This is a genomic window from Xanthomonas sp. SI, from assembly GCF_014236855.1.
In the GTDB taxonomy this organism is placed as follows: domain Bacteria; phylum Pseudomonadota; class Gammaproteobacteria; order Xanthomonadales; family Xanthomonadaceae; genus Xanthomonas_A.
Window position 1 is genome coordinate 2,295,851 of sequence record NZ_CP051261.1, and the last position, 25,536, is coordinate 2,321,386.

Here is a 25,536-nt window from a genome sequence, read left to right on the forward strand (position 1 = left end):
GCTGTCCCTTCTCCCTCCGGGGAGAAGGTGCCCCGCAGGGGCGGATGAGGGTACGGGCGCAGCCTCGCGCACCTGCTCGTGTTTAACCCTGAAAGTACCCGCGAAGCCCGGTGCAGCCACCGTCGCTCCACCCAACGCTATGCAATTTTCCGCACCGATCCTCGACACAGCGCACAAGACGTCGCCGTCCCTGCGGCGCACGATGATGCGCTATTGCTCATCGGGGGACGGTACATGGATCGGAGAGATTTCCTGCGCCAGGGGCTGGCGGTCGGCGCAGTCGCCGGTGTCGAAGCCCTGGCCGGCGGCATCGCCGCGCCCGCCAACGCCGCGCCGGCCACGCCGCCAGCGCCGGCGGCGCCACGCCTGCAACCGCTGGCCGCCGATGCGCTCGCCGGCCACACCCTGCAGTGCCGCTTCACCGAGGCCGGCGCGCAGTGGCAGGTGTACGAAGATCTGCGCAGCGCCGATGGCGACCTGACCCTGCTCGGCCCCGGCGGCGCGCTGGTGCTCGGCAAGCGCACCGAAGCGGTCTACCCCAGCGCGCAGGCGCCGTACTTCGGCATGAAGCTGGCCGACGTCGCAATGGCCGAAGCCGACCTGCTCGCCGACCGCCTGCTGCGCTACGGCGATCCGCGCATGGACGAAGTACGCGATGCGGCGCCGCCGCCGGCCTCGCAACTGGATCCCAAGGACTACAACGGGCGCCTGCCGTGGACCACCTTCGTCGGCACCCGCGAATGCGCCGACACCATGCCGGTATATCCGGACGGGCGCACCCGCGCCTATCGCGCGTTGCACGCCTTTCCCGAGCTGGGCAAGGCCGAGCTGGTCGCGCGCCGCCACGAAGGCCTGATCGGCGGCTGGATGCCGGCGGTGCGCAAGGTGGTGCCGGCCGGCGAGGGCCGCTACTACGACGTGCTGCTGTTCGCCGACGTGCTCGCCACCGACCGCTTCATCGTGCAGACCTGGCACCGCAGCGCGCTGGTCGAGCACGGCCAGGTGACCAAGGTGGTGTACGGCTACAGCTATCCCGACTATCCGCCGCGGCGCGGCCCGCGCAGCGCCGAGGACTTCTACCGCGGCCTGCTGGCCTTCGCCGGCTACTGGCAGGGCCTGCTTGCCGACACCGTGCAGGCGCAACTGCCCGACGCCAGCTGGAGCGACATGGCGCGTTTTGCCTTCGCCCGCGAACTGGTGGTGCGCCCCGGCGGCACCTATCCGAAGTACGGCGCGGTCGATCGCGACTACTACGGCAACGAATACGACGGCTTCCAGGACACCTTCACCAGCTCGCTGTACGCGAACCTGGAGTGGGGCCGCTTCGCCCAGGCCGCGGCGGTGCTGGACGGCTACTTCAGCGACTTCGTGCAGGACGACGGCATGGTCAACATGCGCGGCGCGGAGACCGGCCAGTTCGGCCTGACCCTGTCGCTGCTGGCGCGCTACCTGCGCTACACCGGCGATGCGGCGTTGCTGCGCAAGCACCGCGGCAAGATCGAAGCGACGGTGCAGGTGCTGCTGGAGCTGCACGACGCCAGCCTCAAGCTGCCAGCCAAAACGCCCGGGTACGGCCTGATCCATGGCTGGAACGAATCCGATGCGTGTCTGTTCCCTGATCCGACCCTGTGGTGGAAGCCGTACTACGCCAACAGCGCGCTGGCGATCCGCGGCTGGCAGGACATCGCCGCAGTGTGGACCGCGATCGCCGGGCCGGGCGCGCAAGCTGTCGCGACGCAGTGGCAGCGGCGCGCGCAGCAACTGACCGCGCAACTGCACAAGACCCTTCGCGCCAATATCCGTCGTGACCTCAAGCCGGCCTACATCGGCCCGCTGCCGGGAGTGAAGCTGACCTTCCGCCAGTCGCTGCAGCAGGAGAGCCCCAGCGAACAGGGCTGGCCGCACCGCGCCTATGCCGAACTGCTGCAGGCCGACGTGCTGCCCAACGACCTCGCGCACCTGGTCATCGATTGTGTGCGCGGCCATGGCGGCACCAGCCTTGGCGTGGTCGGCAACATCGCGCCGCCGACGCCGGAAGGGCGCGACCTGCTCGGTTTCATTTCCTACGGCTACGCGCAGCAGCTGTTGCGCCTGGACCGGATCGAGGAATACCTGCTGTTCCTGTACGCGCACCGCTACCACGTGCACACGCGCGGCAGCTGGACCGCGGGCGAGGTCAGCGGCATCACCGGCGGCATGCCGCTGTTCTGCATTCCGGCGCAGATGACCATCCCGCTGCTGCTGCGCTGGATGCTGGTGTTCGAGGACAGCGCCGGCGAAGAGCTGTTCCTGGCGCGTGCGCTGCCGCGCGAGTGGCTGGGTAGCGGCGAGGAGATCGCGATCGCCGCCGCGCCGACCCGCTGGGGCGCGGTGTCGCTGACGCTGCGCGGCGATCCGGCGCGCAAGCGCATCGACGGCACGCTGACCCTGCCGGCGCAGGCGCCGGCGCGGACCTGGCTGACCCTGCGCGTGCCGGCCGGCACGCAGCTGCGCGAGGTGCTGATCGATGGGCGCGCGGTGGCCTTGTCGGGGCCGCGCAACGAGCGCGTGCAGGTGCCCGCCGGCGCGGCGCGGGAAATGACGATTTCGGCCGCCTACGGCTGAGTGGCGAAAAAGTCGGAAATGTCCCGTTGCGCGTCGCGCAGTGCGATATTCCGCACGTTTAACCGATAAATACGACAAGACGACGCCATCACAGTACGCGCACATTGTGTCGGTGCAATGAAGTCTCCGGGGGAGATTCCTGCACGATGCAGCGCCGCACGCAGCGGTGACGGCGGCAGCTCGCGCTGCCGTCGCGCCTTGCATACGACGCCCTGTTCCGCCCCGCCAACGACCGCTGGCGATGGGGATGGCAGCCCGGGGAAGGGCATGCCGGCCCTGCCGATCGCCACGCGTCGCCGCCCAGGAGAATCCGATGTCGTCTTTGTCTGAACGCGCTGCGCCGCTCTTCCCGTCTTCGTGGCGCCGTGCGCAGCGGCCGGGCCCGCTGACAGCGGCGATCTGTACCGCACTGGCGCTGGCCGCCACGGCGCCGGCCGCACTGGCGCAGGACGCCAGCGCCGATGGCGCGGCCGCCACCACGCTGGAAAAGGTCACGGTGACCGGCAGCCATATCCGCCGCGTCGATGCGGAGACCGCCAGCCCGGTGATCACCATCGACCGGCAGCGGATCGAGGACAGCGGCCAGGACACGCTCGGCCAGCTGTTGCAGCAACTGCCGGCGATGGCCGGCAACATGCCCAACATCTCGCTCAATTCCGGCTTCAGCCACGGCCGCGCGCTGGTCTCGCTGCGCAACCTCGGCGCCGAGCGCACCCTGGTGCTGGTCAATGGCCACCGCATGGCCGGACCGGCCAGCAGCGTGTCCGCCGCGCCCGGCGTGGACATCAACGCGATCCCGGCGGCGATGGTGGAACGCATCGAGGTGCTGACCGACGGCGCGTCCTCGGTGTACGGCTCCGATGCCATCGCCGGCGTGGTCAACATCATCCTCAAGGACAAGTACGACGGCGCCGCCGCGACCGTCGACTACGGCCAGAGCACCCACGGCGACGGCAACCGCCGTTCGGTAGGCGTGGAGTGGGGCAAGACCTGGGAGCGCGGCGGGCTGATCCTGGGCCTGAGCCGCAGCTCGATGAACGCGCTATACGACGAAGACCGCAGCTACGCCAAGACCGCGGTGAACTATCTCAATGGCCAAGTGGTGGAACGCCGCGGCAACGGCACCCGCGCCTTCCTCGGCGACGGCAGCGTGCTGACCCCGAACAGCGGCCTGGCGCCCGGCGCGGTCGATGCCGGCGATTTCCGCACCTACAACAGTGCCACCGATGGCTATAACTCCTATTACGGCCAATACCTGATCACCCCGGTGCAGCGCACCAACTTCTCCGCCCACGCCAGCTTCGATTTCACCCCGAACGTGCAGGGCTACCTGGACATGTTCTGGACCCGCAGCGAGACCACCTCGCAGCTGACCGCCTACGGCCTGGAGCTGCCCAACGCCGCGCAGAACTACTACAACCCGTTCGGCAGCCAGCTGTCGCGCTACCTGCTGCGCTCGGAGGCGGCCAACACCCGCGTCTACACCTCCACCATGTACCAGACCAACATCGTGGCCGGGTTGCGCGGCAAGTTCGCCGACACCAGCTGGCAGTGGGATGCGGCGGCCGGCTATGCGCGCTACAAGGACACCCTGGTGCGCAACGGCTTCTCGATCACCTCGGCGCTGAACAACGCGGTCGGCGCCTCGTTCCTGGACAGCGACGGCGTGGTCAAGTGCGGCACGCCGGGCAACGTGATCTCCGGCTGTACCCCGATCAACGTGTTCAACCCGGACGATCCGGCGACCATCGCCGGGATCAAGGCCACCCAGAGCGCGGTCGACCTGATCGACGAGAGCACCATGAAGTTCGCCGAGGCCAGCGTCAACGGCGACCTGTTCGCGATGCCGGCGGGCATGGTGCAGGCCGCGTTCGGGCTGTCGTTCCGCAAGAACGGGTTCTCGCAGGGCACCAGCAATCCGGTCGCCGCCGCCGATCCCGAAGGCGGTTGCGACTACAACGACGGCTGCATCATGAACCAGGGCCACGACGAGACGATCAAGGAAGCCTACGCCGAAGTGCTGATCCCGCTGCTCAAGGACGTGCCCGGCGCGCAGGCGCTGAACCTCAACCTGGGCACGCGCTATTCCAAGTACGACTACTGGGGCAACACCACCAACAGCAAGATCGCGCTGGAATGGCGCCCGATCGACAACCTGCTGATCCGCGCCACCGGCTCGGAAGTGTTCCGCGCGCCGGCGCTGGGCGACCTGTACGGTTCGCCGTTCAAGTCGGTGGTGGACGATACCGGCACCTACACCGACCCGTGCAACGGCTATACCGGCGGCGGCAACGCCGCGGCCTGCGCCAACGTGCCGACCAACGGCAGCTTCGTCAACACCTCTTCGTTCAACGTGCTGACCACCGGCTCGGCCAATGCCGGCTTCGCGATCAAGCCCGAGCAGGGCCGCTCCTACAACGTCGGTGCGGTCTACGATCCGGGCTGGGCGAATGGCCTGTCGGTGAACCTGGACAGCTGGCGGGTCACCCTCGACGACATGATCAACGGCACCGGCCTGGATCAGGTGCTGCAGAACTGCTACGACGGCCAGAGCGCGTACTGCCCGTTGATCCAGCGCAACGCCAGCGGGCAACTGGTCAACGTGACCGTGCCGTTCGCGATCAACAGCGGCAAGGTCGATATCCGCGGCTACGACATCGGCATCAAGTACGCGTTGCGCGATACCGCCTGGGGCAACTTCCAGGCCGGCATCGATGCCACCTTCCTGTCCAGCTACAAGTTCAGCGGCGACGACCACAACTACGTCGGCGAGATGTCCAGCTACGGCAACATGCCGCGCTGGCGCGCCAGCTTCAACCTGGCCTGGGACAACGGGCCGTGGCACGCCAGCTGGAACACCCGCCTGCTCGGCCCGACCACGGTCGGCAGCGCCTACGAGGACTTCTGCGTGAACACCGCCGCCGACGGCAGCTGCGTCTACTTCAAGGTCGGCACGGTGACCTACCACGACGTCTCGCTGAGCCGGAAGTTCGAGAGCCTGCACACCACGCTGTCGGCCGGCGCCAACAACGTCGGCAACCGCAAGCCGCCGCAGTACTACGGCTATGCGAGCGCGGCCAATACCGACGCGTTCACCTACGACACGCTGGGACGCTACTTCTGGGCGCGGCTCAGGACCGAGTTTTGAGGTTGCGGGTAAGCGGCGTGGCCGCGGCATGGCGGCGGCCGCGCGCCGCCGCCGCATTGCTCGCGGTGCTGCTGGGTGCGGCATGCGGCGCGGTGGCGGCCAGCGCCGCCGCCGCGGATGGCGAAGCATTGCAGGCCAGCAACGCTTCGCTCGGCTATCCGCATTTCAAGGGTACGCCGACACCGATTCCGGACAGCGGCGTGGCCTTCGCGCCGGGCGGGCATCTGCAACGGGTGTTCGCCGCCGATCTGGCGGCCGGCGCCGGCACGGCGCCGGGCAAGGATTTCTGGATCGACCGCATGCTCGCGCGCAGCGGCACCGGCGGTGGGTTCGACGACGACAACAACTGGTTGTTCAGCCGCGGCCGCGCCGCGTACATGTACACCCACCAGCCGCAGCAGCCGGGTTTCGTCGGCGATGTCGCCTATGCGCACAAGACCGGCCACGATGCGCTGTTCCGGTTGCAGGCGGAGATCGACGGCAAGCCGCTGCGCCTGGTCGAGGACAGCGCGCAGCGGCGGCAGACGCCGAGCTATTTCAGCAGCGTCTACGCCGATGCTGACGCCGGCGTGCGGCTGCGCCTGGTCAAGTTCATCAGCGAGCAGAACGTGGCCGTGGCCGAGGCCACGCTGTCCAGCAGCGACGGCGTGGCGCGCACGCTGACCCTGCGTGCGATCTCGCCGATGGCCACGCATGCCGACGGCGCCGAGCTCACCGGCGCGTTCGCCACCCACAACGCGATCACCACGGTCTTTCCGCGCCTGTCGGGCGACGGCTTCGCGGTCGAGGGCGGTTCCATCGCGCGCCGCGTGGCGCTGCCGGCGAGCGGCGAAGCGGCCACGCTGAAGGTGCAGCTCGGGCTGGTCACGCACGAACTGCCGGCGTCGCTGAGCGAATACCGGCGCATCGCCGCGCAGTCGCCGCAGCAGGCGTACCGCGAGCACGTGGTCGCCTACAACCGCTGGTGGGCCGACAACCTGCCGTACCTGGACACGCCCGAGGACAACATCGACAAGACGTTGTTCTATCGCTGGTGGCTGCTCCGCTTCAATTTCCTCGACGCCGCGGTGCCCGGCAACGACTACCAGTTCCCGGTGGCGATCGAAGGCGTGCTCGGCTACGACAATGCGATCGTGCTGACCACCGGCATGTTCATCGACGACCTCAAGTACCTGCGCGATCCCAGCTACGCCTACGGCTCGTGGCTGGGCGCCGGCGAGACCGCCGGCGGCGGCAAGTACGTGGACAATCCCGGCGCGCCGGAGAACTGGTCCAATTCCTACGCCCAATACCTCAGCGCCGCCGCCTGGCGCGCCTACCAGCTGCACGGCGGGCCGCCGGCGGTGGCGGCGCAGCTGGCGCGCTACGCCAGCGCCGACGTGGACGCGCTGTTGCGCGCCTACGACCGCAACAATAACGGCCTGATCGAGTACGACTGGGCAGCGATGACCGGCAACGACGCCGATGCGGTGTCCTTCGACTGGGCCAAGCAGCACGGCCAGATCCGCATGGACCGCAGCGAGAGCGCCTACGTCTACGCCAACGCATTGGCCGCGGCGCAGGCCGCGCAGCTCGCCGGCGATGCGGCCACCGCGGTGCGCATGCAGGCGCTGGCGGCGAAGATCCGCAGCGCCGTGCTCGCTGTGCTGTGGCAGGACCACAGCGCGACCGCCGACGGCATGGGCCTGCACGGCGACCTGCTCAAGCAGCGCCAGGCCGATGGCGCGCGACTGCCGGTGGACTGGAAGGAGACCAACAACTACTACCCGTTCAGCGTCGGCCTGATGCCGAAGCAGGGCGATGCCGACTATGACCCGAAGTACGTGCGCGCGCTGCGCCTGTTCGCTGATACGCGGCAATACCCGATCTTCCCGTTCTATACCGCCAACCAGGCCGACCGGCAGGCGCGCGGCGCCGGCGGCAGCAACAATTTCTCGGTGATCAATTCCACCGTCGCCTTCCGCCTGCTCGGCAGCGCGCTGCGCGACTATCCCAGTCCGTACCTGGACGCGGGCAGCTACCGCAAGCTGCTGTACTGGAACGCCTGGGCGCACTACATCGACGGCGACAACCGCTATCCGGACCAGAACGAGTTCTGGGCGCAGGGCAGCGCCGCCGACGGTGGCAGCATCGGCTACCGCTCTTGGATCCACCACACCCAGCTCGGCGCGACCAACTTCACCGTGATCGAGGATGCGATGGGCCTGCGTCCGCGCAGCGACGCGCAGATCGAGCTGTATCCGATCGACATCGGTTGGGACCACTTCGCCGCCGACGCGGTGCGCTACCGCGATCGCGACCTGTCCATCGTCTGGGACCGCGACGGCCGCCACTACGGCGGCGCCGTGCCCAAGGGCTATTCGCTGTATCTGGACGGGAAGCTGGCGTTCACCGTCGATCGCCTGGCGCATGTGCTCTACGACCCGGCCAGCGGCCGCGTGCAGGCGCTGCCGGATGCGGTCAATGCGGATGCCGCGCAGTTGCGTGTGCTCGGTTCGAAGGCCATCGCCGTGCAGACGCCGGCGCAGGTGCGCTTCGCCGCCGATGCGCGGATCACCGCGGTGCTGGCCGACGCCGGCGTGGACACCACGCTGCAGGCGACCGCGCACAACTTCGCGCAGGGCGCGGCGGTGAGCGCCAGCTATGCCGCCGACGGTTTCCCGGCCAGCGCGGTGGTGGACGGCAGCACCGCCAACGAACCGTTCTGGGGCACGGCCGGGTCGCCGTCGCGCAGCGACTGGATCGAGCTCGACCTGGGCCGGCCGCAACTGCTGGACGACGTGCGCCTGTACTTCTACCGCAGCTCCTCGCCGCCCGGCGAGCAGCACGGCTTTGCTTCCGGCACCCGCGCCGGCTACGCGCCGCCGTGGCTGTACGTGCTGCAGTATTTCGACGGGCATGCGTGGAAGACCGTGCCCGGCCAGGTGCGCGATGCGCCGATCGCGCAGGGCAACCGCAACCGCGTGCGCTTCCCGGCTCTGCGCGTGCAGCGGCTGCGCGTGCTGGTGACCCATGCCGGCGCGCTGCGCACGGGAATCAAGGAAATCCAGGCCTATGCCAGCGGCGCGCGGGTACCGGCGGCCAAGCCCAACCAGGCGCCGCAGGTCGAGGCCTGGCAGCAGGACGGTGTTGGCGGCGGCGCGCTGCGTGTCGTTGGCCGCGTCGGCGACGACGCGCTGCCGAACGGCAGCTTGGCGCTGCATTGGAGCGTGCTGCAGGCGCCGCCGGGCGGCGCGGCGATCTTCGAGGAACCGCAGGCGGCGAGCAGCAGCGTGCGCTTCACCGCGCCCGGTGCCTACACGCTGCGCTTGCAGGCCGACGACGGCGCGTTGCAAGGCCATGCCGACGTGGCCGTGGTCGCCGTGCCGGCGCCGGTGGGGCAGGGCCTGGAAGTGCAGGGCGAGGCCGAGGCCAGCGCGCAGGTCACCGCCGGCCATCACCGGCTGCAGGCGCTCAACGACGGGCTGCTGCCCGCGCCGGATCAAGTGCCGTCCGCGGATCGCCGCTGGGGCAGCTGGGGCCGCGCGCAACCGGCTTCGGTGTGGGTGCAGTACCAATGGCGGCAACCGCAGCGCTTGAACGCAGCGGCGCTGTATTTCTGGGACGACCAGCCCGGTGGCGGGGTGGCGCCGCCGCGCGCGTGGAAGCTGCAATACCGCGATGGCGAGCAGTGGCGCGACATCGCGGTGCGCGGCGGCTATCCGGTTGCCGCGCGCGGCGAAGCCAGCCGCGTGGCGTTCGCAGCGGTGACCACCAGCGCGTTGCGTGCGGTGCTGGAAACCGCGGTGCAGGGCGACGGCCATGCCGCGGTCGGCATCGACGAATGGCAGGTGTTCGCCGAGCGCGCCGATGCGGTCGAGCCGATCGACGTGCGGGTGGCGCCGGGCGAGACGCCGGCGCTGCCGCAGCGCATCGCCGCTTACTTCGCCGACGGCAGCTGGGATTGGCTGGGCGTGCGCTGGCCGCAACTCGACACGACGGCGCTGGCCGGCGAAGGCCGCGTGCAGCTGCAGGGCCTGGCCGATGGCGGCCTGCCGGTGACCGCCAGCATCTGGGTGCGCGCCAGCGCGCCGGGCCAGATCAACACGGTGCAGGCGCCGCCGCCGCTGCACGTGCGTGCCGGACAGATGCCGGCGCTGCCAGCCTTCGTCGGCGTGCAGTACAACGACGGCTCGCGCGAACGGGTGCCGGTGCAGTGGCCGCCGTTGGCGCCGGCTGCGTATGCCGCGCCGGGCACCAGCAGCATCGTTGGCAGCGCGCAGGGACGCGGCGGCAGCGGGCAGTTGCCGGTGCGGCTGCAGATCGTGGTCGACGCGGCGGTGGCGCCATGAGCCTGCGCCGCGCCGCGCGTGTCGCCCGGCGCATCGGTGCCTGCCTGCTGTTGGCGCTTGCCGTTGCGGGCGCGCAGGCGGCACCGTTGCCCGCGCGCAGCGTGCACAGCGCCGGCAATCCGATCCTGGCCGACGGCCGCGACTATTCCGCCGATCCGGCGCCGCTGGTCGCCGACGGCAAGCTGTACATCATCGCCGGCCGCGACGAGGCGCCGCCCGACGTCAACGACTTCGTGATCCAGCGCTGGCAAATGCTGGCGACCGACGATGTCGGCAGCGGCAACTGGACCCACTATCCGGCGCTGCTGCGTCCGGAACAGGTGTTCGCCTGGGCCGCCGCGGGCCGCGCCTATGCCGCGCAAATCGTGCAGGGACCGGACCGACGCTACTACCTGTACGCACCGGTGGAAGAAAAGCATTCGCCCAACGCCGATCCGTTCGCGATCGGCGTGGCGGTCGCCGACAGCCCGCTGGGGCCGTGGCGCGATGCGCATCCGCAAGGGCCGATCCTGTCGCAATCGCTGCCGGTGAAGAACACGATCCAGAACATCGACCCGACCGTGCTGGTCGACGACGATGGCCGCGTGTATCTGTACTGGGGCACCTTCGGCAAGCTGTTCGGGATCGAACTGGAACGCGACATGGTTACGCCCAAGGGCGCGGCGGTGGCGGTGACCACGCTGGACGGCTATTTCGAGGCGCCGTGGTTGTTCAAGCGCAACGGCACCTACTACATGGCCTACGCCGGCAACCGCGCCGGGCCGGACTCCGACTGCACGCCGACGCTGTATCACGCCTGCATCGCCTACGGCAGCGCGCCGTCGCCGCTGGGGCCGTGGACCTACCGCGGGGTGATCCTGCCGCCGGTATCCTCCACCACCTCGCATTCGGGCATCGTGCAGTTCAAGGGCCAGTGGTACTTGGTCTATCACACCGCCGATGCCAAGGGCGGCGGCCACTTCCGCCGCAGCGTGGCGATCGACCGGCTGGACTGGGACGACACCCAGCGGCCGGCACGCATTCGCCCGGTGCTGGCCACGCGCGCGCCGCAGCCGCCGCAGCCGCTGCAGCGCAACGTCGCCCGCTACGCATCCGCCAGCGCTTCCAACGGCCCGGACATCCCGCATCAATACTGGATCGCCGCGCTCAACGACGGCGTGGTCAAGCGCAATCCGCTGCCACCGCAGATGTGGGGCAGCTGGACCGCGCACAATCCGCCGCAGCAGTGGATCCAGTACAGCTGGGCTCAGCCGGTGACGCTGCAGCGCAGCCGCATCGTGTTCTGGGCCGATCATCCGCCCGGCGCCAACGAAGGCGTGGCGCCGCCGGCGCGCTGGCATCTGGAATACCGCAAGGACGGGCAGTGGCTGCCGCTGGCGGAGGCGAAGAGCGGCGCGGTAGCCGACCGCGTGCAGACGCTGCGTTTCGCGCCGGTGACCACGCGCTGCGTGCGCGCGGTGTTCGATGCCTCCGGCGGCGACGGCCGCTATGCCGCGCTGGCGGTGCAGGAATGGGAAATGTGGGCCACGCGCGCGCAGCGCCTGGCCCAGGCCGGCGTTGCGGATGCGCAGCGCTGCGACACGCTTTGATGCATCGGGTGGTCGACGGATGAAGACGGATCGAAACGGGCGGCGCGTCGCCGCACCGGGCTTACTGCTGCTCGCATTGGCGGCGCTGGCACCCTGCGCGCTGGCCGCGCCGAGCGCGGACGACTATCAGCGCGCGCAGGCGCTGAGCCAACGCTACGAGGCATTGGTCGACCGCCAGCCGTCGCAGCCGCTGTGGTTGGACGCCGGGCATTTCCTGTATCGGCGTACGCTCGCGCGCAGCGGCGCCGCACCGGCGATCGAGTACCGCCGGGTCGCGGTCGCCGACGGCCGCAACGAACCTGCGTTCGATCACGCGCGGCTGGCGGCGGCGATGTCCGAGGCCAGCGGCAAGCCGGTCGATGCGGCGGCGTTGCGGTTGGACGAGGTGAAGCTGGACGCGCAGCGGCTGGTGTTCGAGCGCGATCGCGTGCGCTGGCAGTGCGATCTGCCGCAGTACCGCTGCACGCGCACCGAGATGGGCGCGTTGCCGCCCGATTCCTACGACATGAGCATCCCGTTGAAGCAGGGTCCGGCGTATGCGCAGGCGTCGCCGGACGGCAAGTGGCGTGCCTGGGTCGAGGCCGGCAACGTGGTGGTCGCGCCGGCCGCTGGCGGCAGCCCGGTCGCGCTCAGCCATGATGGCAGCACCGCCGAGTATTACGCGGCGGACAGCATCGCCTGGTCGCCGGATTCGACCCGGCTGGTCGCCTACCGCATCAAGCCGGCAGCGCCGCGCACGGTGTACTACATCGAGTCGGCGCCGCCGGACCAGTTGCAGCCCAAGCTGCACCAGCAGATTTACGCCAAGCCCGGCGATCCGCTGCCGGTGCTGCAGCCGGTGCTGTTCGACCTGGCCTCGCGGCAGGCGAAGGCAGTGCCGGCAGCGCTGTTCCCGAATGCGTTCGCGCTGAGCTGGGCGCAGTGGCGCAGCGACGGCAGCGGCTTCACCTTCGAGTACAACGAACGCGGCCATCAGCGCTACCGGGTGATCGAGGCGGATGGACGCAGTGCGCAGGCGCGCACGCTGATCGAGGAAACCTCGCCGACCTTCATCGAGTATTCCGATCTCAGTGGCACCCACGAGAATGGCGGCAAACGCTATCGCCACGATTTCGCCGATGGCGCGCACACCCTGTGGGCCTCCGAGCGCGACGGCTGGGAGCAGCTGTACCTGTACGACACGCGCAGCGGCGCCGCCCCGCGCCAGGTCACGCGCGGCGAGTGGGTGGTGCGCAAGGTCGAGCGCGTCGACGAGGTCGCGCAGCAGATCTACTTCATCGCCTCGGGCATGACGCCCGGCGAGGATCCCTACTACCGTCACGCCTATCGCATCGGCCTGGATGGCAGCGGGCTGACCGCGCTGACCCCGGCGCAGGCCGACCACGAGGTCGTGCTGTCGCCCGACGGACGCTGGCTGCTCGACCTGTATTCGCGGGTGGACCTGGGGCCGGTGCTGGAACTGCGCCGCAGCGACGACGGCGCGCTGGTGCGGCAGGTCGAGCGCACCGACCTGAGCCGGCTACTCGCGGCCGGCTGGCTGCCGCCGCTGCCGTTCCACACGCCCGGCCGCGACGGCAAGACCGAGATCTGGGGTGTGATCCATCGGCCGCAGGCGCAAGCCGACGGGCAGCGCTACCGCGTGGTCGAGAACATCTATGCCGGGCCGCACGGCTCGTTCGTGCCCAAGACCTTCAGCGCGCGTGTGCCGGCGCTGACCGCGCTCGGCTTCGCCGTGGCGCAGATCGACGGCATGGGCACCAACAACCGTTCGCGCGTCTTCCACGACGTGGCCTGGCGCAACCTCAAGGATGCCGGTTTCCCGGATCGCATCGCCTGGCACCGCGCCGTGGCGGCGCAGTATCCGTGGTACGCGATCGAGCAGGGCGTGGGCATCTACGGCACCTCCGCCGGCGGCCAGAGCGCGCTCGGCGCGTTGCTGTTCCATCCGGAGTTCTACGTCGCCGCGGTGGCCAATTCCGGCTGCCACGACAACCGCATGGACAAGATCTGGTGGAACGAGCAATGGATGGGCTGGCCGGTGGGGCCGTGGTATTCGGCCTCGTCCAATGTCGACAACGCCGCGCGCCTGCAGGGGCATCTGCTGCTGGTGACCGGCGACATGGACCACAACGTCGATCCGGCCAGCACCTTCCAGGTCGCCGATCGGCTGATCAAGGCCGGCAAGGATTTCGATCTGCTGGTGGTGCCGGGCGGCGACCATGGCGCCGGCGGCGACTACGGCCGGCGCCGCTTGGCGGACTTCTTCGTGCGCTGGCTGCAACAGGCGCCGACGCCGGACTGGAACCGGCCGGCGGCGGCATCGGCGCCCGTCGCGCACTGAGGGTTGCGCGCGTGCCTGCGTGAGGTGGCGCGCGGCGTGTGGCCGTCGCTGCGACACAGCGCAACATATCGACAAATTTCCACGTCAAAGGCGACGTTTTTCCACAAGACGCTGACCGTGCCGACGTGAAACTCTGCAGTTGCGGTGCGTAGCGACGCGCAACGGGTTTTTTTCCGGGGCGCGGAGACGCGCAACGGTTTTCCGATGCGCGATACGCGCACCGCATTCTGCGCCGTGCGGGGATGCACGGCCTCCATCGATCGATGCGGGTTCTCGTTGCCATGCGCGGCGAGGGCGTGGCGTCGTGCGGCCTGGATTTTGCGTGCAGGCCGCTCAACCGAGAGACAACCCATGCGCGACGTTCGTTTGCCTTCAATACCTCCGGCCTCGGCCTGTCGCGATCGACGCGGACACGGGCGCACGCTGCTGTGCGCTGCGATCGGCATGGCGCTGCTTGCCGCGCTGCCGGCGGCGGCGCAGGAGGCGACCACCGTGCGCGATGGCGCCACCGCGGCGGCCGATGGCAGCGACAGCGCCGCCGACGCCAAGACCCTGGACAGCGTGGTCGTCACCGGTTCGCGCATCCGCCGCAACGATGCGCTGGATGGCCCCACGCCGCTGACCGTGATCGGCGCCGAGCAGATCCGCGCGTCCGGCTATACCGAGATCGCCGACGTGGTCAACCAGCTGCCGAGCCTGGCGCTGACCCAGACCAGCCAGACCAGCAACCTGGCCGGCAATCCCGGCATCAACGCGCTGGACCTGCGCGGCATGGGCACCCAGCGCACCCTGGTGCTGGTCGACGGCCGCCGCCAGGTGCCGGCGATCCCGGGCACCTCGGCGGTGGACGTGAGCAATATTCCGTCCAGCCTGGTCGAACGCGTGGAAGTCATCACCGGCGGCGCCTCGGCGCTGTACGGCGCCGACGCGGTCACCGGCGTGGCCAACTTCATCCTGAAGAAGGATTTCCAGGGCCTGGACGCCAGCGCACGCTACGGCATCTCCAGCCGCGGCGACATGCGCAGCAGCAGCGTCGATGCGCTGTTCGGGCACAACTTTGCCGACAACCGCGGCAATGTCACCGTCTACGGTTTCTACGAGCGTGAGCCCGATTCGGTGTCCGGCCAGGACCGGCCGTGGACCGCCACCGGCTACCCGATGTACACGCGCAACAACCGCAACCAGCGCTACTGGATCTCCGACAACAACCGCAACATCAACAACGCCGAGGACGCGCAGCTCATCCTCGGCGGCCGCCACTATGCGATGACCGCCGATGGCCAGCTGCGCGCGCCGGTGCTCGGCCCGGGCGGCTACGTCAACAGCGTGCCGCTGAGCCTGGCCGATCCATCCACCGCGCTGGGCAGCCTGCTCACCGACGGCGGCGAGTACGGCGGCCGCTACGACTCGTGGTACCTGGCGGTGCCGTCGGATCGTTTCGCCAGCCGCGCCACGCTCAACTTCGATTTCAGCGACAGCCTGCGCTTCTTCGCCAACGTCGGTTATTCGCGTACCACCTCGCAATCGGCGTGGCGCGCGCTGAGCGCGTTCGGCAGCGAGGCGGTGCCGGCCGACAGCCCGTTCATCACCGACGAAATGCGCGCGGCCAACGGCGGCACGATCACCGACGGGGTCTATTTCGCGCGGCACTTCGACGACGAACTGGGGCAGGGCGGCAGCCAGTACCGGCGCCAGCTGCTGCAGGGCGTGGTCGGCCTGGAAGGCGACTTCAGCCTGGGCGGGCGCGCCTGGAACTACAGCGCGTACTACTCCTATGGCCGCACCGAGCAGCGCAACCGCGACATCGATACGGTGTCCTACAAGCGCTATTACCTTGCGGTGGATTCCACCACGGCCGCCGACGGCAGCGCGATCTGCCGCAGCACGCTCACCGACCCGGGCAACGGCTGCGTGCCGTTGAATCCGTTCAAGCGCCTGACCGCGCAGGAGATCGGCTACCTGCGCTACACCTCGGACTGGGCCACCACCACCATGACCCAGCAGGTGCTGTCGGCCTACGCCTCCGGCGGCATCTTCGACCTGCCCGGTGGCGAGGCGCAGATCGCGTTCGGCGGCGAGTACCGCAAGGAGCGCAACGACATCGGCGCGATCGCCCAGTACGATCCGGCCAATCCGGCCTACAACGCCAGCCTGGGCACCACCCAGCTGCCGCTGGTCGGCCAGTACGACGTCAAGGAACTCTACAGCGAGCTGCACCTGCCGCTGCTGGCCGACAAGCTGTTCGCGCAGCGCCTGGGCGTGGACGCGGCGGTGCGCGTGTCCGACTACAACACCGCCGGCCGCACCGTCACCAACAAGTTCGGCATCGACTGGGCGCCGATCCAGGACATCACCCTGCGCGGCACCTACGGCAAGGCGGTGCGCGCGCCCAACATCGGCGAGCTGTACACCGCCAGCAGCATCGGCGGCATGTGGGTCACCGATCCGTGCAACACCTACAACCAGCGCTACCGCACCGACCGCACCCAGTACACCGCGGCCAACTGCGCGCAGCTCAATCCGTCGGACAAGAGCACCTACTGGCTGTACCGCGACATCATCACCAAGGGCAACCTGGACCTGGCCAACGAAACCGCCAAGACCCGCACCGTCGGCATCGTGCTGCGCCCGCGTTTCCTGAAGGATTTCTCGCTGTCGGTGGACTACTACAACATCGACCTGCGCGGCGCGATCGATTCGTTCCCGGCGCAGACCATCATCAACAAGTGCGTGGACGCGCCGACCCTGGACAACCAGTTCTGCTCCTTCGTCAGCCGCGATGCCGACGGCAACCTGCTCAACGCGGTCACCCAGAAGCTCAACCTGTCGCGCTATCTGACCCGCGGCGTCGACTTCTTCGCGCAGTACCGCTACGACCTGGCAGAGCGCTGGGGCCAGAATGCCGGCGCGCTGTCGTTCGACCTGAACTACACCCACCTGATCCGCCAGGACTACACCCTGGATCCGGACCAGCCGGAGGAGGTCACCCGCTTCGCCGGCGTGTTCGGCTCGCCGTCCTGGAAGGGCGTGCTGCGCGGCACCTGGTCCAATGCGCATGCCGGTGCGACCTGGTCGCTGCGCCACTTCTCCAAGATGCGCAGCAGCACCCAGGTCACCGATACCGAGTACCAGAAGGTGTGGACCGGCAACGTGTTCTACAGCGACGTGTCCGGCTACTACCGGCTCAAGTCGGGGCTGGAAGTGTTCGGCGGGGTCAGCAACCTGTTCGATCGCGCGCCGCCGCGGGTGCCGGGGGCGGAGGCGGGCGGCGCCAATTTCGAGCTGGGCTACCACGCCGGCGTGTACGACGTGATCGGGCGCATGTACTACGGCGGGATCCGCCTGGCGCTGTGAGCGGGTGCGATTCGGCACAAATCCGCATGTTCGCGCAGCCGTGGCGACAAGACGCGATGACGTATCGATGACACAGTGGCGACAGGCCGCCCGTTCGTGGCCGCGGTCGGGCCTGCGCCTGCCGCCGCCAAGCGCAAAGGAGCAAGCAATGCCATCTCGCATTTCCTCTCGGTTCCCCGTGGCCATCCCTTCGCGCGGTGCCCGATGAACGCGCGCTGCGGACACGTCCACAGCGCGCACTGCGCGCATAGCGCGTCCGCGGACGCCGATATGGCGGCGCTGGATCCGTCGCGGCGCCGTTTCCTGCAATGGAGCGCGCTCGCGGTGGCCGCGGGACTGCTGCGCTTCCCGCTGGATGCCGCCGCGTCCAGCGCCGGTACCGTGCAGGCGCTGCCGCTGAAGCAGGTCACGCTCAAGCCGTCGCTGTTCCTGGATTCGCTGCAGACCAATCGCCGCTATCTGCTGGAGCTGGAACCGGACCGCCTGCTGCACAACTTCCTGCAGTACGCCGGCCTGCCGCCCAAGGGCGAGGTCTACGGCGGCTGGGAGGGCGACACCATCGCGGGGCACACGCTCGGCCATTACCTCAGCGCGCTAGCCAAGATGCATGCGCAGACCCGCGACGCGGCGCTGCGCCAGCGCATCGACTACATCGTCGCCGAGCTGGCGCGTGCGCAGGCCAAGGACGCGGACGGCTACGTCGGCGGACTCACCCGCAAGAACGACAAGGGCGCCATCGACAACGGCAAGGTGGTGTTCGAGGAAGTACGCCGCGGCATCATCAAGGGCAGCAAGTTCAATCTCAACGGCAGCTGGTCGCCGCTGTACACGGTGCACAAGCTGTTCGCCGGCCTGCTCGATGCGCACGAACTGGCCGGCAACGCGCAGGCGCTGCAGGTGCTGCTGCCGCTGGCCGGCTATCTGGGCGGGGTGTTCGACGCGCTCGACCACGCGCAGATGCAGACCCTGCTGGACACCGAGTTCGGCGGCCTCAACGAGTCCTACATCGAACTGGGCGCGCGCACCGGCGATCCGCGCTGGATCGCGCTGGGCAAGCGCCTGCGCCACGAGAAGGTGATCGATCCGGCTGCGGCCGGCCGCGACGAGCTGCCGCACATCCATGCCAATACCCAGGTACCCAAGTTCATCGGCGAGGCACGCCAGTTCGAGGTCGCCGGCGATGCCGATGCGGCGGCGGCGGCGCGTTTCTTCTGGGAGACGGTGACCGGCCACTACAGCTATGTCATCGGCGGCAATGCCGACCGCGAGTATTTCCAGGAACCGGACACCATCGCCGCGTTCCTGACCGAGCAGACCTGCGAGCACTGCAACAGCTACAACATGCTCAAGCTGACCCGGCACCTGTACCAGTGGACGCCGCAGGCGCGCTATTTCGACTACTACGAACGCACCCTGCACAACCACACGATGGCCGCGCAGCATCCGGCCACCGGCATGTTCACCTATATGACGCCGATGATCAGCGGCGGCGAGCGCGGCTTCTCCGACAAGTTCGATTCGTTCTGGTGCTGCGTCGGCAGCGGCATGGAGGCGCATGCGCAGTTCGGCGACTCGATCTACTGGCAGGACGCGTCCTCGCTCTACGTCAACCTGTACATCCCCTCGACCCTGGACTGGCCCGAGCGCGACCTGGCGCTGGAGCTGGACAGCGGCGTGCCCGACAACGGCAAGGTGCGGCTGCAACTGCGCCGCGCCGGCGCACGCACGCCGCGCCGCCTGCTGCTGCGGCTGCCGGCCTGGTGCCAGGGTGGCTATACGCTGCGCGTCAACGGCAAGACCCAGCGCGGCACCGCCGCCGACGGCTACCTGGCGCTGGAGCGGCAGTGGCGCAGCGGCGACGTGATCGAACTGGACCTGGCGATGCCGCTGCGCCTGGAGCATGCCGCCGGCGACGCCGACACGGTGGTGGTGATGCGCGGTCCGCTGGCGCTGGCCGCCGATCTCGGCCCGATCGCAGAGCCCTACGATGCGCCGGACCCGGCGCTGGTGGCCGCGGCCGATCCGTTGGCAGGGTTCGCCGAGTTGCCGCAATCCGGGCATTTCCTGGCTGCCGCCACGCAGCCGCCGGGGCTGACCTTCGTGCCGTTCTATGCGCAGTACGAACGCCGCAGCGCGCTGTACTTCAAGCGCCTGGCGCCGGCGCAGTGGGCGCAGGAAGCGGCGCGGCGCGCGCGCCAGCAGGCCGAGCGCGCGGCGCTGCAGGCCACCGCGGTGGACATGATCCAGTTCGGCGACGAGTCCTCCGAGCAGGCGCACAAGCTGCGCAGCGATACCTCCTTCGGCGGCGCTTACCGCCGCCAGCAATGCCGCGACGTGCGCGGCAAGGGCTTCGTCGAGTTCCAGATGAAAGGCAGCGCGCAGCCGCTGGCGTTGCGCCTGCGTTTCTGGGGCAGCGACAAGGGCCGCTTCAACATCCTGATCGACGGCAAGCTGGCGGTGGAAGTGCAGGTGGACCGCAGCCAGGTCATCGACTTCGTCGATCGCGATTATGTGTTGCCGCCCGCGCTGACCGGCGCCAAGCAGCTGACCTTCCGCATCGAGCCGCAGCACGGCGATACCGCCGGACCGCTGTTCGGCGGCTGGTTGATCCCGGCCGCGAGCGCGTGACGGCTGCGGCAGCGCACGCACGCGGCGCTGGCGTCGCGCCCCGACAGGCACCATCGATGGCGTCAGGCACGCGCTTCGCTTTTCCCGCCCGCCGCTGGCTGTGGCGTGGCCTGCTCGCGCTCGCGGTGACCGGCAGTGGCGGCTGCGCGCATGCGCCGCCGCAGGCCGCGGCCGTTGCGCCGGCCAGCCCGCTGCACGGCATCTGGGTGATCGCGCAGGGGCCGTCGTTTCCCGGTCCGCGCTACCTGCGCATCGTCCAGCGCGATGGCCAGGCCCAAGGCAGCATCACCACCGATTGGTATGGCGACGTACCGATGCAGCAACTGCGCATCGACGGCGACGTGGCCCATTTCCAGATCGACAACGGCAATCCGCGGCTGCCGGCGCAGCCGTGGACCGCGACCCTGGAGCACGGCCAGCTGCACGTGGTCGGCCGCATCTGGGACGAGCAGGTCGACGCGCGCGCAAGCCGCGGCAGCGAGGCCGACGCGGCACGGCTGGCATTCCCGGTCGCGCCGCTGCCGGGCTACGCAGCGCTACCGAGCGATGGCCTGGCGCGGACCCCGCCGCTGGGCTGGAGCAGCTGGAACCGCTTCGCCGAGCACATCGACGACGCCACCGTGCGCCGCATCGCCGACGCGATGGTCGCCTCCGGGCTGCGCGATGCCGGCTACGTCTACGTCAACATCGACGACGGCTGGCAGGGCCAGCGCGACCGCGACGGCGTCCTGCAGCCGAACGCGCGCTTTCCCGACATGCGCGCGCTGGCCGACTACGTCCACGGCAAGGGCCTGAAGCTGGGTCTGTACAGCTCGCCCGGACCCAAGACCTGCGCCGGCTACACCGGCAGCTACGGCCACGTCGAACAGGACGCGCGCACCTGGGCCGGCTGGGGCGTGGACTACGTCAAGTACGACCTGTGCTCCGGCGAAGGCATCTTTCGCGAACCGCTACAGGTGCGCCGCGCCTACCTGCAGATGGGCCAGGCGCTGCGCGCAACCGGACGGCCGATCGTCTACAGCCTGTGCCAGTACGGCCGCGACCATGTCGGCCAGTGGGGGCGCGAGGTCGGCGGCCACCTGTGGCGCACCACCGGCGACATCGAGGACAGCTACGCGAAGATGGCCTCGATCGGTTTCGACCGCAACGGCGATCCCGCCGATGCCGGGCCGGGCGGCTGGAACGATCCGGACATGCTCGAGGTCGGCAACGGCGGCATGCGCGTGGATGAGTACCGCACGCACCTGGCGCTGTGGGCGCTGTCGGCGGCGCCGTTGCTGCTCGGCAACGACCTGCGGCAGATGACGCCGGCGACGCTGGCGCTGCTGCGTAACCGCGACGTGCTGGCGATCGACCAGGATGCGCTGGGCGTGCAGGGCAGGGCGGTGCGCAAGGACGGCGCGATCGAGATCTGGCGCAAGCCGCTGGCCGATGGCGGCGTCGCGCTCGGCGTGTTCAATCGCGATGCGCAGCCGCATCGCGTGGCGCTGACCGCGGACGATGCCGGCACCGTGCTGCGCGGACGCCGCTGGCGCGATCTGTGGCGCGGCGGCAGCCGGCCTGCCGGCGAGCTGCGCAGCGTGCAGGTCGCCGCGCATGGCGTGGTGTTGCTGCGGCTGTCGCCACCGGCTGCTGCGCGCCCGCATTGAGTTCGACGGGAGGGCGAAGGACGCGCCATTACGCGCGTGGTTCGTCCTGCCTGTTTCGTGCGTGGCGTTGCTTGGCGATATATCGCAGCCATTGCCATAGTTCGACGACATTGTGCCGAGTTGCACGCAGCGAAGCGCCGGCGTGCACCGATTGCCTGGCTGAATGGAAAGCAACGGGCATGCATGCCGGTCGGTCGCCCAATCGCGCCGCTGTGTCGCGACCATGCGTTATTCCGCATGCAGAACCGCTAATTGCGACAAGACGCCGGCCGTGGTTCCGGGCACATTGTGATCGCATCGTTAAAACGTGATGACCTTTTGTTTTCCGGCCCAGCGGCCGGTGCGCGGGACAGGATCCGCCACCGCCCTTCGCCACCCACCGCAGGACCGGGGATCTGCGCACGCGCTGCGTGCGAAGGACAACCAGCATCCCCGAGATTGTGTCCGGCCTTGTTGAGGCCGCGGCGCAGGATGCGTATCACCGGCGTCGCTGTGCAGCGTCGTCCTCATTGCATGTTCCGTCGCTGGCGCAAGCCGGCGTGGAGCCGTTCGGCCCATCGTTTTCGCTTACGCCACGTGTCGCCATCGCTCAGGAGATCTCCATGTCGTTCCCGCACGCATCTCATCCTTCCCATCGCCGCGCACCGGTGCAACAGCCGCTGGCACTGGCCGTGGTCGCCGCATTGTCGCTGGGCAGCTCCTGGTCGGCGCTGGCACAGGAGGCGAGCGCGGACGACGGCAAGACCCAGACCCTGGACAGCATCGTGGTCACCGGTTCGCGCCTGCGCCGCGTCGATACCGAGACCGCCAATCCGGTGGTGACGATCAACCGCGCGCAGATCGAGGCGACCGGCAAGGCCACGCTCGGCGATCTGGTGCAGGAACTGCCGTCGATCGCCGGCAACGCGACCAATCCCAACACCAACAATGGCGGCGGCACCGGCGCCTCGACCATTTCGCTGCGCGGCCTGAGCGACAAGCGCACGCTGATCCTGGTCAACGGCACGCGCCTGGCCAGCAACGACGTCAATGCGATTCCGGCGACGATGATCGAGCGGGTGGAAGTGCTCAGCGACGGCGCCTCGGCGGTGTACGGCTCGGACGCGATCGGCGGCGTGGTCAACTTCATCCTGCGTAAGGGCTTCGACGGCATCGAGGCCAGCACCGACTTCGGCACCAGCTCGCGCAGCGACGGCAACCGCCGCAACTTCTCCCTGACCGCCGGCAAGACCAGCGAGCGCGGCAGCATCGTCGCCGGCCTGTCGTACCACAACATCGATCCGGTCTCGGCCGGCGAGCGCGGCTATTCCAAGGATGCGCTGTCGCTGATCGACGGCGTGCCGGTGAAGCAGGGGTCCTCGGCCACGCCGACCGGCAGCATCAGCTTCGACGAAGGTTCCGCCCAGTCCAAGGCGCTGGCGGCGAGCAACGGCTGCTCGCGGGTCACCTTCAACGGCGGCAGCGGCAGCCCGACCAATGCCAGCCAGTACCACTGCTACAACGCCTCCGCCGACTCCTACAACTACCAGCCATACAACCTGCTGCAGACCCCGCAGGAACGTACCAACGCCTTCGTGATCGGCAGCTTCCGCTTCAACGATCACCTGGAAGGCTACGTCAACACCTACTTCAGCAAGACCACTTCGTCCTCGATCATCGCGCCGATTCCGATCTTCGCCAACGGCGACAATTTCCTGGTCTCCGCCGGCAGCTACTACAACCCGTTCGGCGTCAACTTCGGCACCGACCGCAGCACCGGGACCTCGTACAACAGCTTCAACAGCCGCGCCACGGTGCTGGGCAACCGCCGCTACGAGTACAACACCTACAATTTCCAGATCAATCCCGGCCTGCGCGGCAGCTTCGGCGACAGCTCCTGGCAGTGGGATGCCAGCGTCAACTACGGCAAGGTCAAGCAGAAGTCGATCAACCAAGGCTTCCTCGACTACGCCGGCTTCAACGCCGCGGTGGGGCCGTCGTTCCTGGACAGCGACGGCACGGTCAAGTGCGGCAGCGCCGGCGCAGCGATCGCCGGCTGCACCCCGATCGACGTGTTCAACCTCAACAGCGAAAGCAACAAGGCCGCGCTGGAAGCGCTGGTGGTCAACCCGATCGTCACCAGCGTCTACACGGTCAAGCAGTTCGAGGCCAACGCCAACGGCAACCTGTTCGACCTGCCGGCCGGCACGGTGAGCCTGGCCGCGGGCGTGTCCTATCGCAAGGAAAGCACCTCCACCGCCGCCGATCCGCTGTGGACCGGCGACGAGAACGGCATGTGCGGGGTGATCGAATTCTGCGCCACCGTGCTCGGCGGCAGCTTCAGCGTCAAGGAAGCCTATGCCGAGGCGCTGTTCCCGCTGCTGGCCGACCTGCCGCTGGTGCATTCGCTGAACCTGACCATCGGCAGCCGCTTCTCCGACTACGACACCGTCGGCAGCAAGACCAACAGCAAGGTCTCGCTGGAGTACCGTCCGATCGAGAACCTGCTGCTGCGCGGCACGGTGTCGCAGGTGTTCCGCGCGCCGAACATCAACGAACTGTATTCCGGCGTGGTCGGCGATTCGGCCACGGTCAACGATCCGTGCAACGGCTACACCGGTGGCCACGAGGGCGCCTGCGTCAACGTGCCCACCGACGGCAGCTACCAGCAGGCCGACAACCAGATCGGCGCCAAGGCGTCCGGTGCGGTGGTGGCCGGCTACCAGCTCAAGCCGGAGACCGGCAAGTCCTACGATTTCGGCGTGGTCTACGATCCGGGCTGGCTGGATGGCCTGTCGATGAGCGCGGACCTGTGGAAGATCAACCTGCAGGACACCATCACCCAGGTGTCGGCGCAGACCGTGTTCAACCAGTGCTACGCCAACTCGGGCAGCGCATTCTGCGCGCTGATCCACCGCAACGACAACGGCACCATCAACTACGTCGCCGAGCCCACCGTAAACCTCGGCAAGCTGTGGGCCAGCGGCGCCGACTTCAGCCTCAACTACCGTCTGCCGGACACCGCGTGGGGCAGCTTCAACGCCGGCCTCAACGGCACCTACACGATCCGCTACGACGTCAACCCGGACAGCACCGACCCGAACACCGTCACCATCCACAACGCAGGCAAGTACACCCAGGCCTACGGCAACTTCCCGCGCTGGCGCGCGCTGGGCACCCTGGGCTGGAACCTCGGCAACTGGAGCGCCAACTACCGCATGCGCTACATCGGCGCCACCGAGATCGGCAGCGCCGACGCGCGGCAGAACCTGTCGGCCGACGTCGGCGAGGCCAGCGTGGTGCGTGGCATCGGCGCCTACGTCTACCACAGCGCGCAGGTCGGCTATCAGTTCGCGCAGTGGCGCACCCGTGTCGAGTTCGGCGTTGACAACCTCACCGACAAGCAGCCGCCGCTGTACTACGCCAACAACGTCGGCAACGCCAACACCGACGTGGCCACCTACGATCTGCTCGGCCGCTACTACTGGGCGCGGGCGACGGTGAAGTTCTAGGCCTGCGTTCGGCCAGTCCGAACCGGGTCGTTGCGGATGCCGTTTCCGGTCGGCGTCTGCAGGCGTGTCTCGATGTAGTGGTGCGCGATGCCGGCGGCAGCCCTTATATGGCTGCCGCTGGCGCCGGGCAGATCCCCCTGGGGTGCTGTGGAACGATCGCTACGGTGTGGCGATCAACGCTCATGGCGCCGGCCTGCCGCGCGACCGTGACGGCGCCGACTATTGGTTCGGCGAGTGCAAGGCTGCGGTACATCTGCGACTGCAGGAATCCGGACAATCCCTTCGATGGGCGTTATGTCTGGTTGTCCTTGACGCTGGACGGCCACGGCTTTCGGATCGATTGGTGCGACGCCTTGTTGCCTGCGCAGCCGTGACGTCGGGCGGCACTTGGCGCTCGCGCC

9 protein-coding genes are annotated in these 25,536 nt (G+C 68.9%); all 9 read left to right on the top strand.

Annotated elements, in window-relative coordinates; translation table 11 throughout:
• The first annotated feature begins 234 nt into the window (after positions 1–234).
• The 9 genes from HEP75_RS09510 (at position 235) to HEP75_RS09550 (ending at position 25,135) form a co-directional block, all read left to right on the top strand.
• On the top strand, positions 235–2,604 hold the full coding sequence (locus HEP75_RS09510) for a Tat pathway signal protein (protein WP_185826251.1): 2,370 nt from the start codon (positions 235–237) through the stop codon (positions 2,602–2,604).
• A 313-nt stretch (positions 2,605–2,917) separates the two neighbouring features.
• Complete coding sequence (locus HEP75_RS09515; RefSeq protein WP_185826252.1) at positions 2,918–5,752, top strand: TonB-dependent receptor; 2,835 nt, start codon at positions 2,918–2,920, stop codon at positions 5,750–5,752.
• A 92-nt stretch (positions 5,753–5,844) separates the two neighbouring features.
• Positions 5,845–10,083, top strand: coding sequence for an Ig-like domain-containing protein (locus HEP75_RS09520; RefSeq protein WP_255424096.1), 4,239 nt, complete (start codon positions 5,845–5,847; stop codon positions 10,081–10,083).
• Positions 10,080–11,672, top strand: a complete 1,593-nt coding sequence (locus HEP75_RS09525; protein WP_185826253.1) for a family 43 glycosylhydrolase — start codon at positions 10,080–10,082, stop codon at positions 11,670–11,672. The genes HEP75_RS09520 and HEP75_RS09525 overlap by 4 nt, the downstream gene beginning before the upstream one ends.
• Before the next feature lie 19 nt (positions 11,673–11,691).
• The gene (locus tag HEP75_RS09530; RefSeq protein WP_185826254.1) at positions 11,692–14,013 is read left to right on the top strand and encodes a S9 family peptidase; all 2,322 of its coding nucleotides are present in this window, start codon (positions 11,692–11,694) and stop codon (positions 14,011–14,013) included.
• A 444-nt stretch (positions 14,014–14,457) separates the two neighbouring features.
• Positions 14,458–17,367, top strand: coding sequence for a TonB-dependent receptor (locus tag HEP75_RS09535; protein ID WP_255424040.1), 2,910 nt, complete (start codon positions 14,458–14,460; stop codon positions 17,365–17,367).
• A gap of 204 nt (positions 17,368–17,571) precedes the next feature.
• Positions 17,572–19,995, top strand: a complete 2,424-nt coding sequence (locus HEP75_RS09540) for a glycoside hydrolase family 127 protein (protein ID WP_185826255.1) — start codon at positions 17,572–17,574, stop codon at positions 19,993–19,995.
• Positions 19,996–20,051: 56 nt separating this feature from the next.
• Positions 20,052–21,644, top strand: a complete 1,593-nt coding sequence (locus HEP75_RS09545) for a glycoside hydrolase family 27 protein (RefSeq protein ID WP_185826256.1) — start codon at positions 20,052–20,054, stop codon at positions 21,642–21,644.
• Positions 21,645–22,246: 602 nt separating this feature from the next.
• Complete coding sequence (locus HEP75_RS09550) at positions 22,247–25,135, top strand: TonB-dependent receptor (protein ID WP_185826257.1); 2,889 nt, start codon at positions 22,247–22,249, stop codon at positions 25,133–25,135.
• The last annotated feature ends 401 nt before the right edge of the window (positions 25,136–25,536 follow it).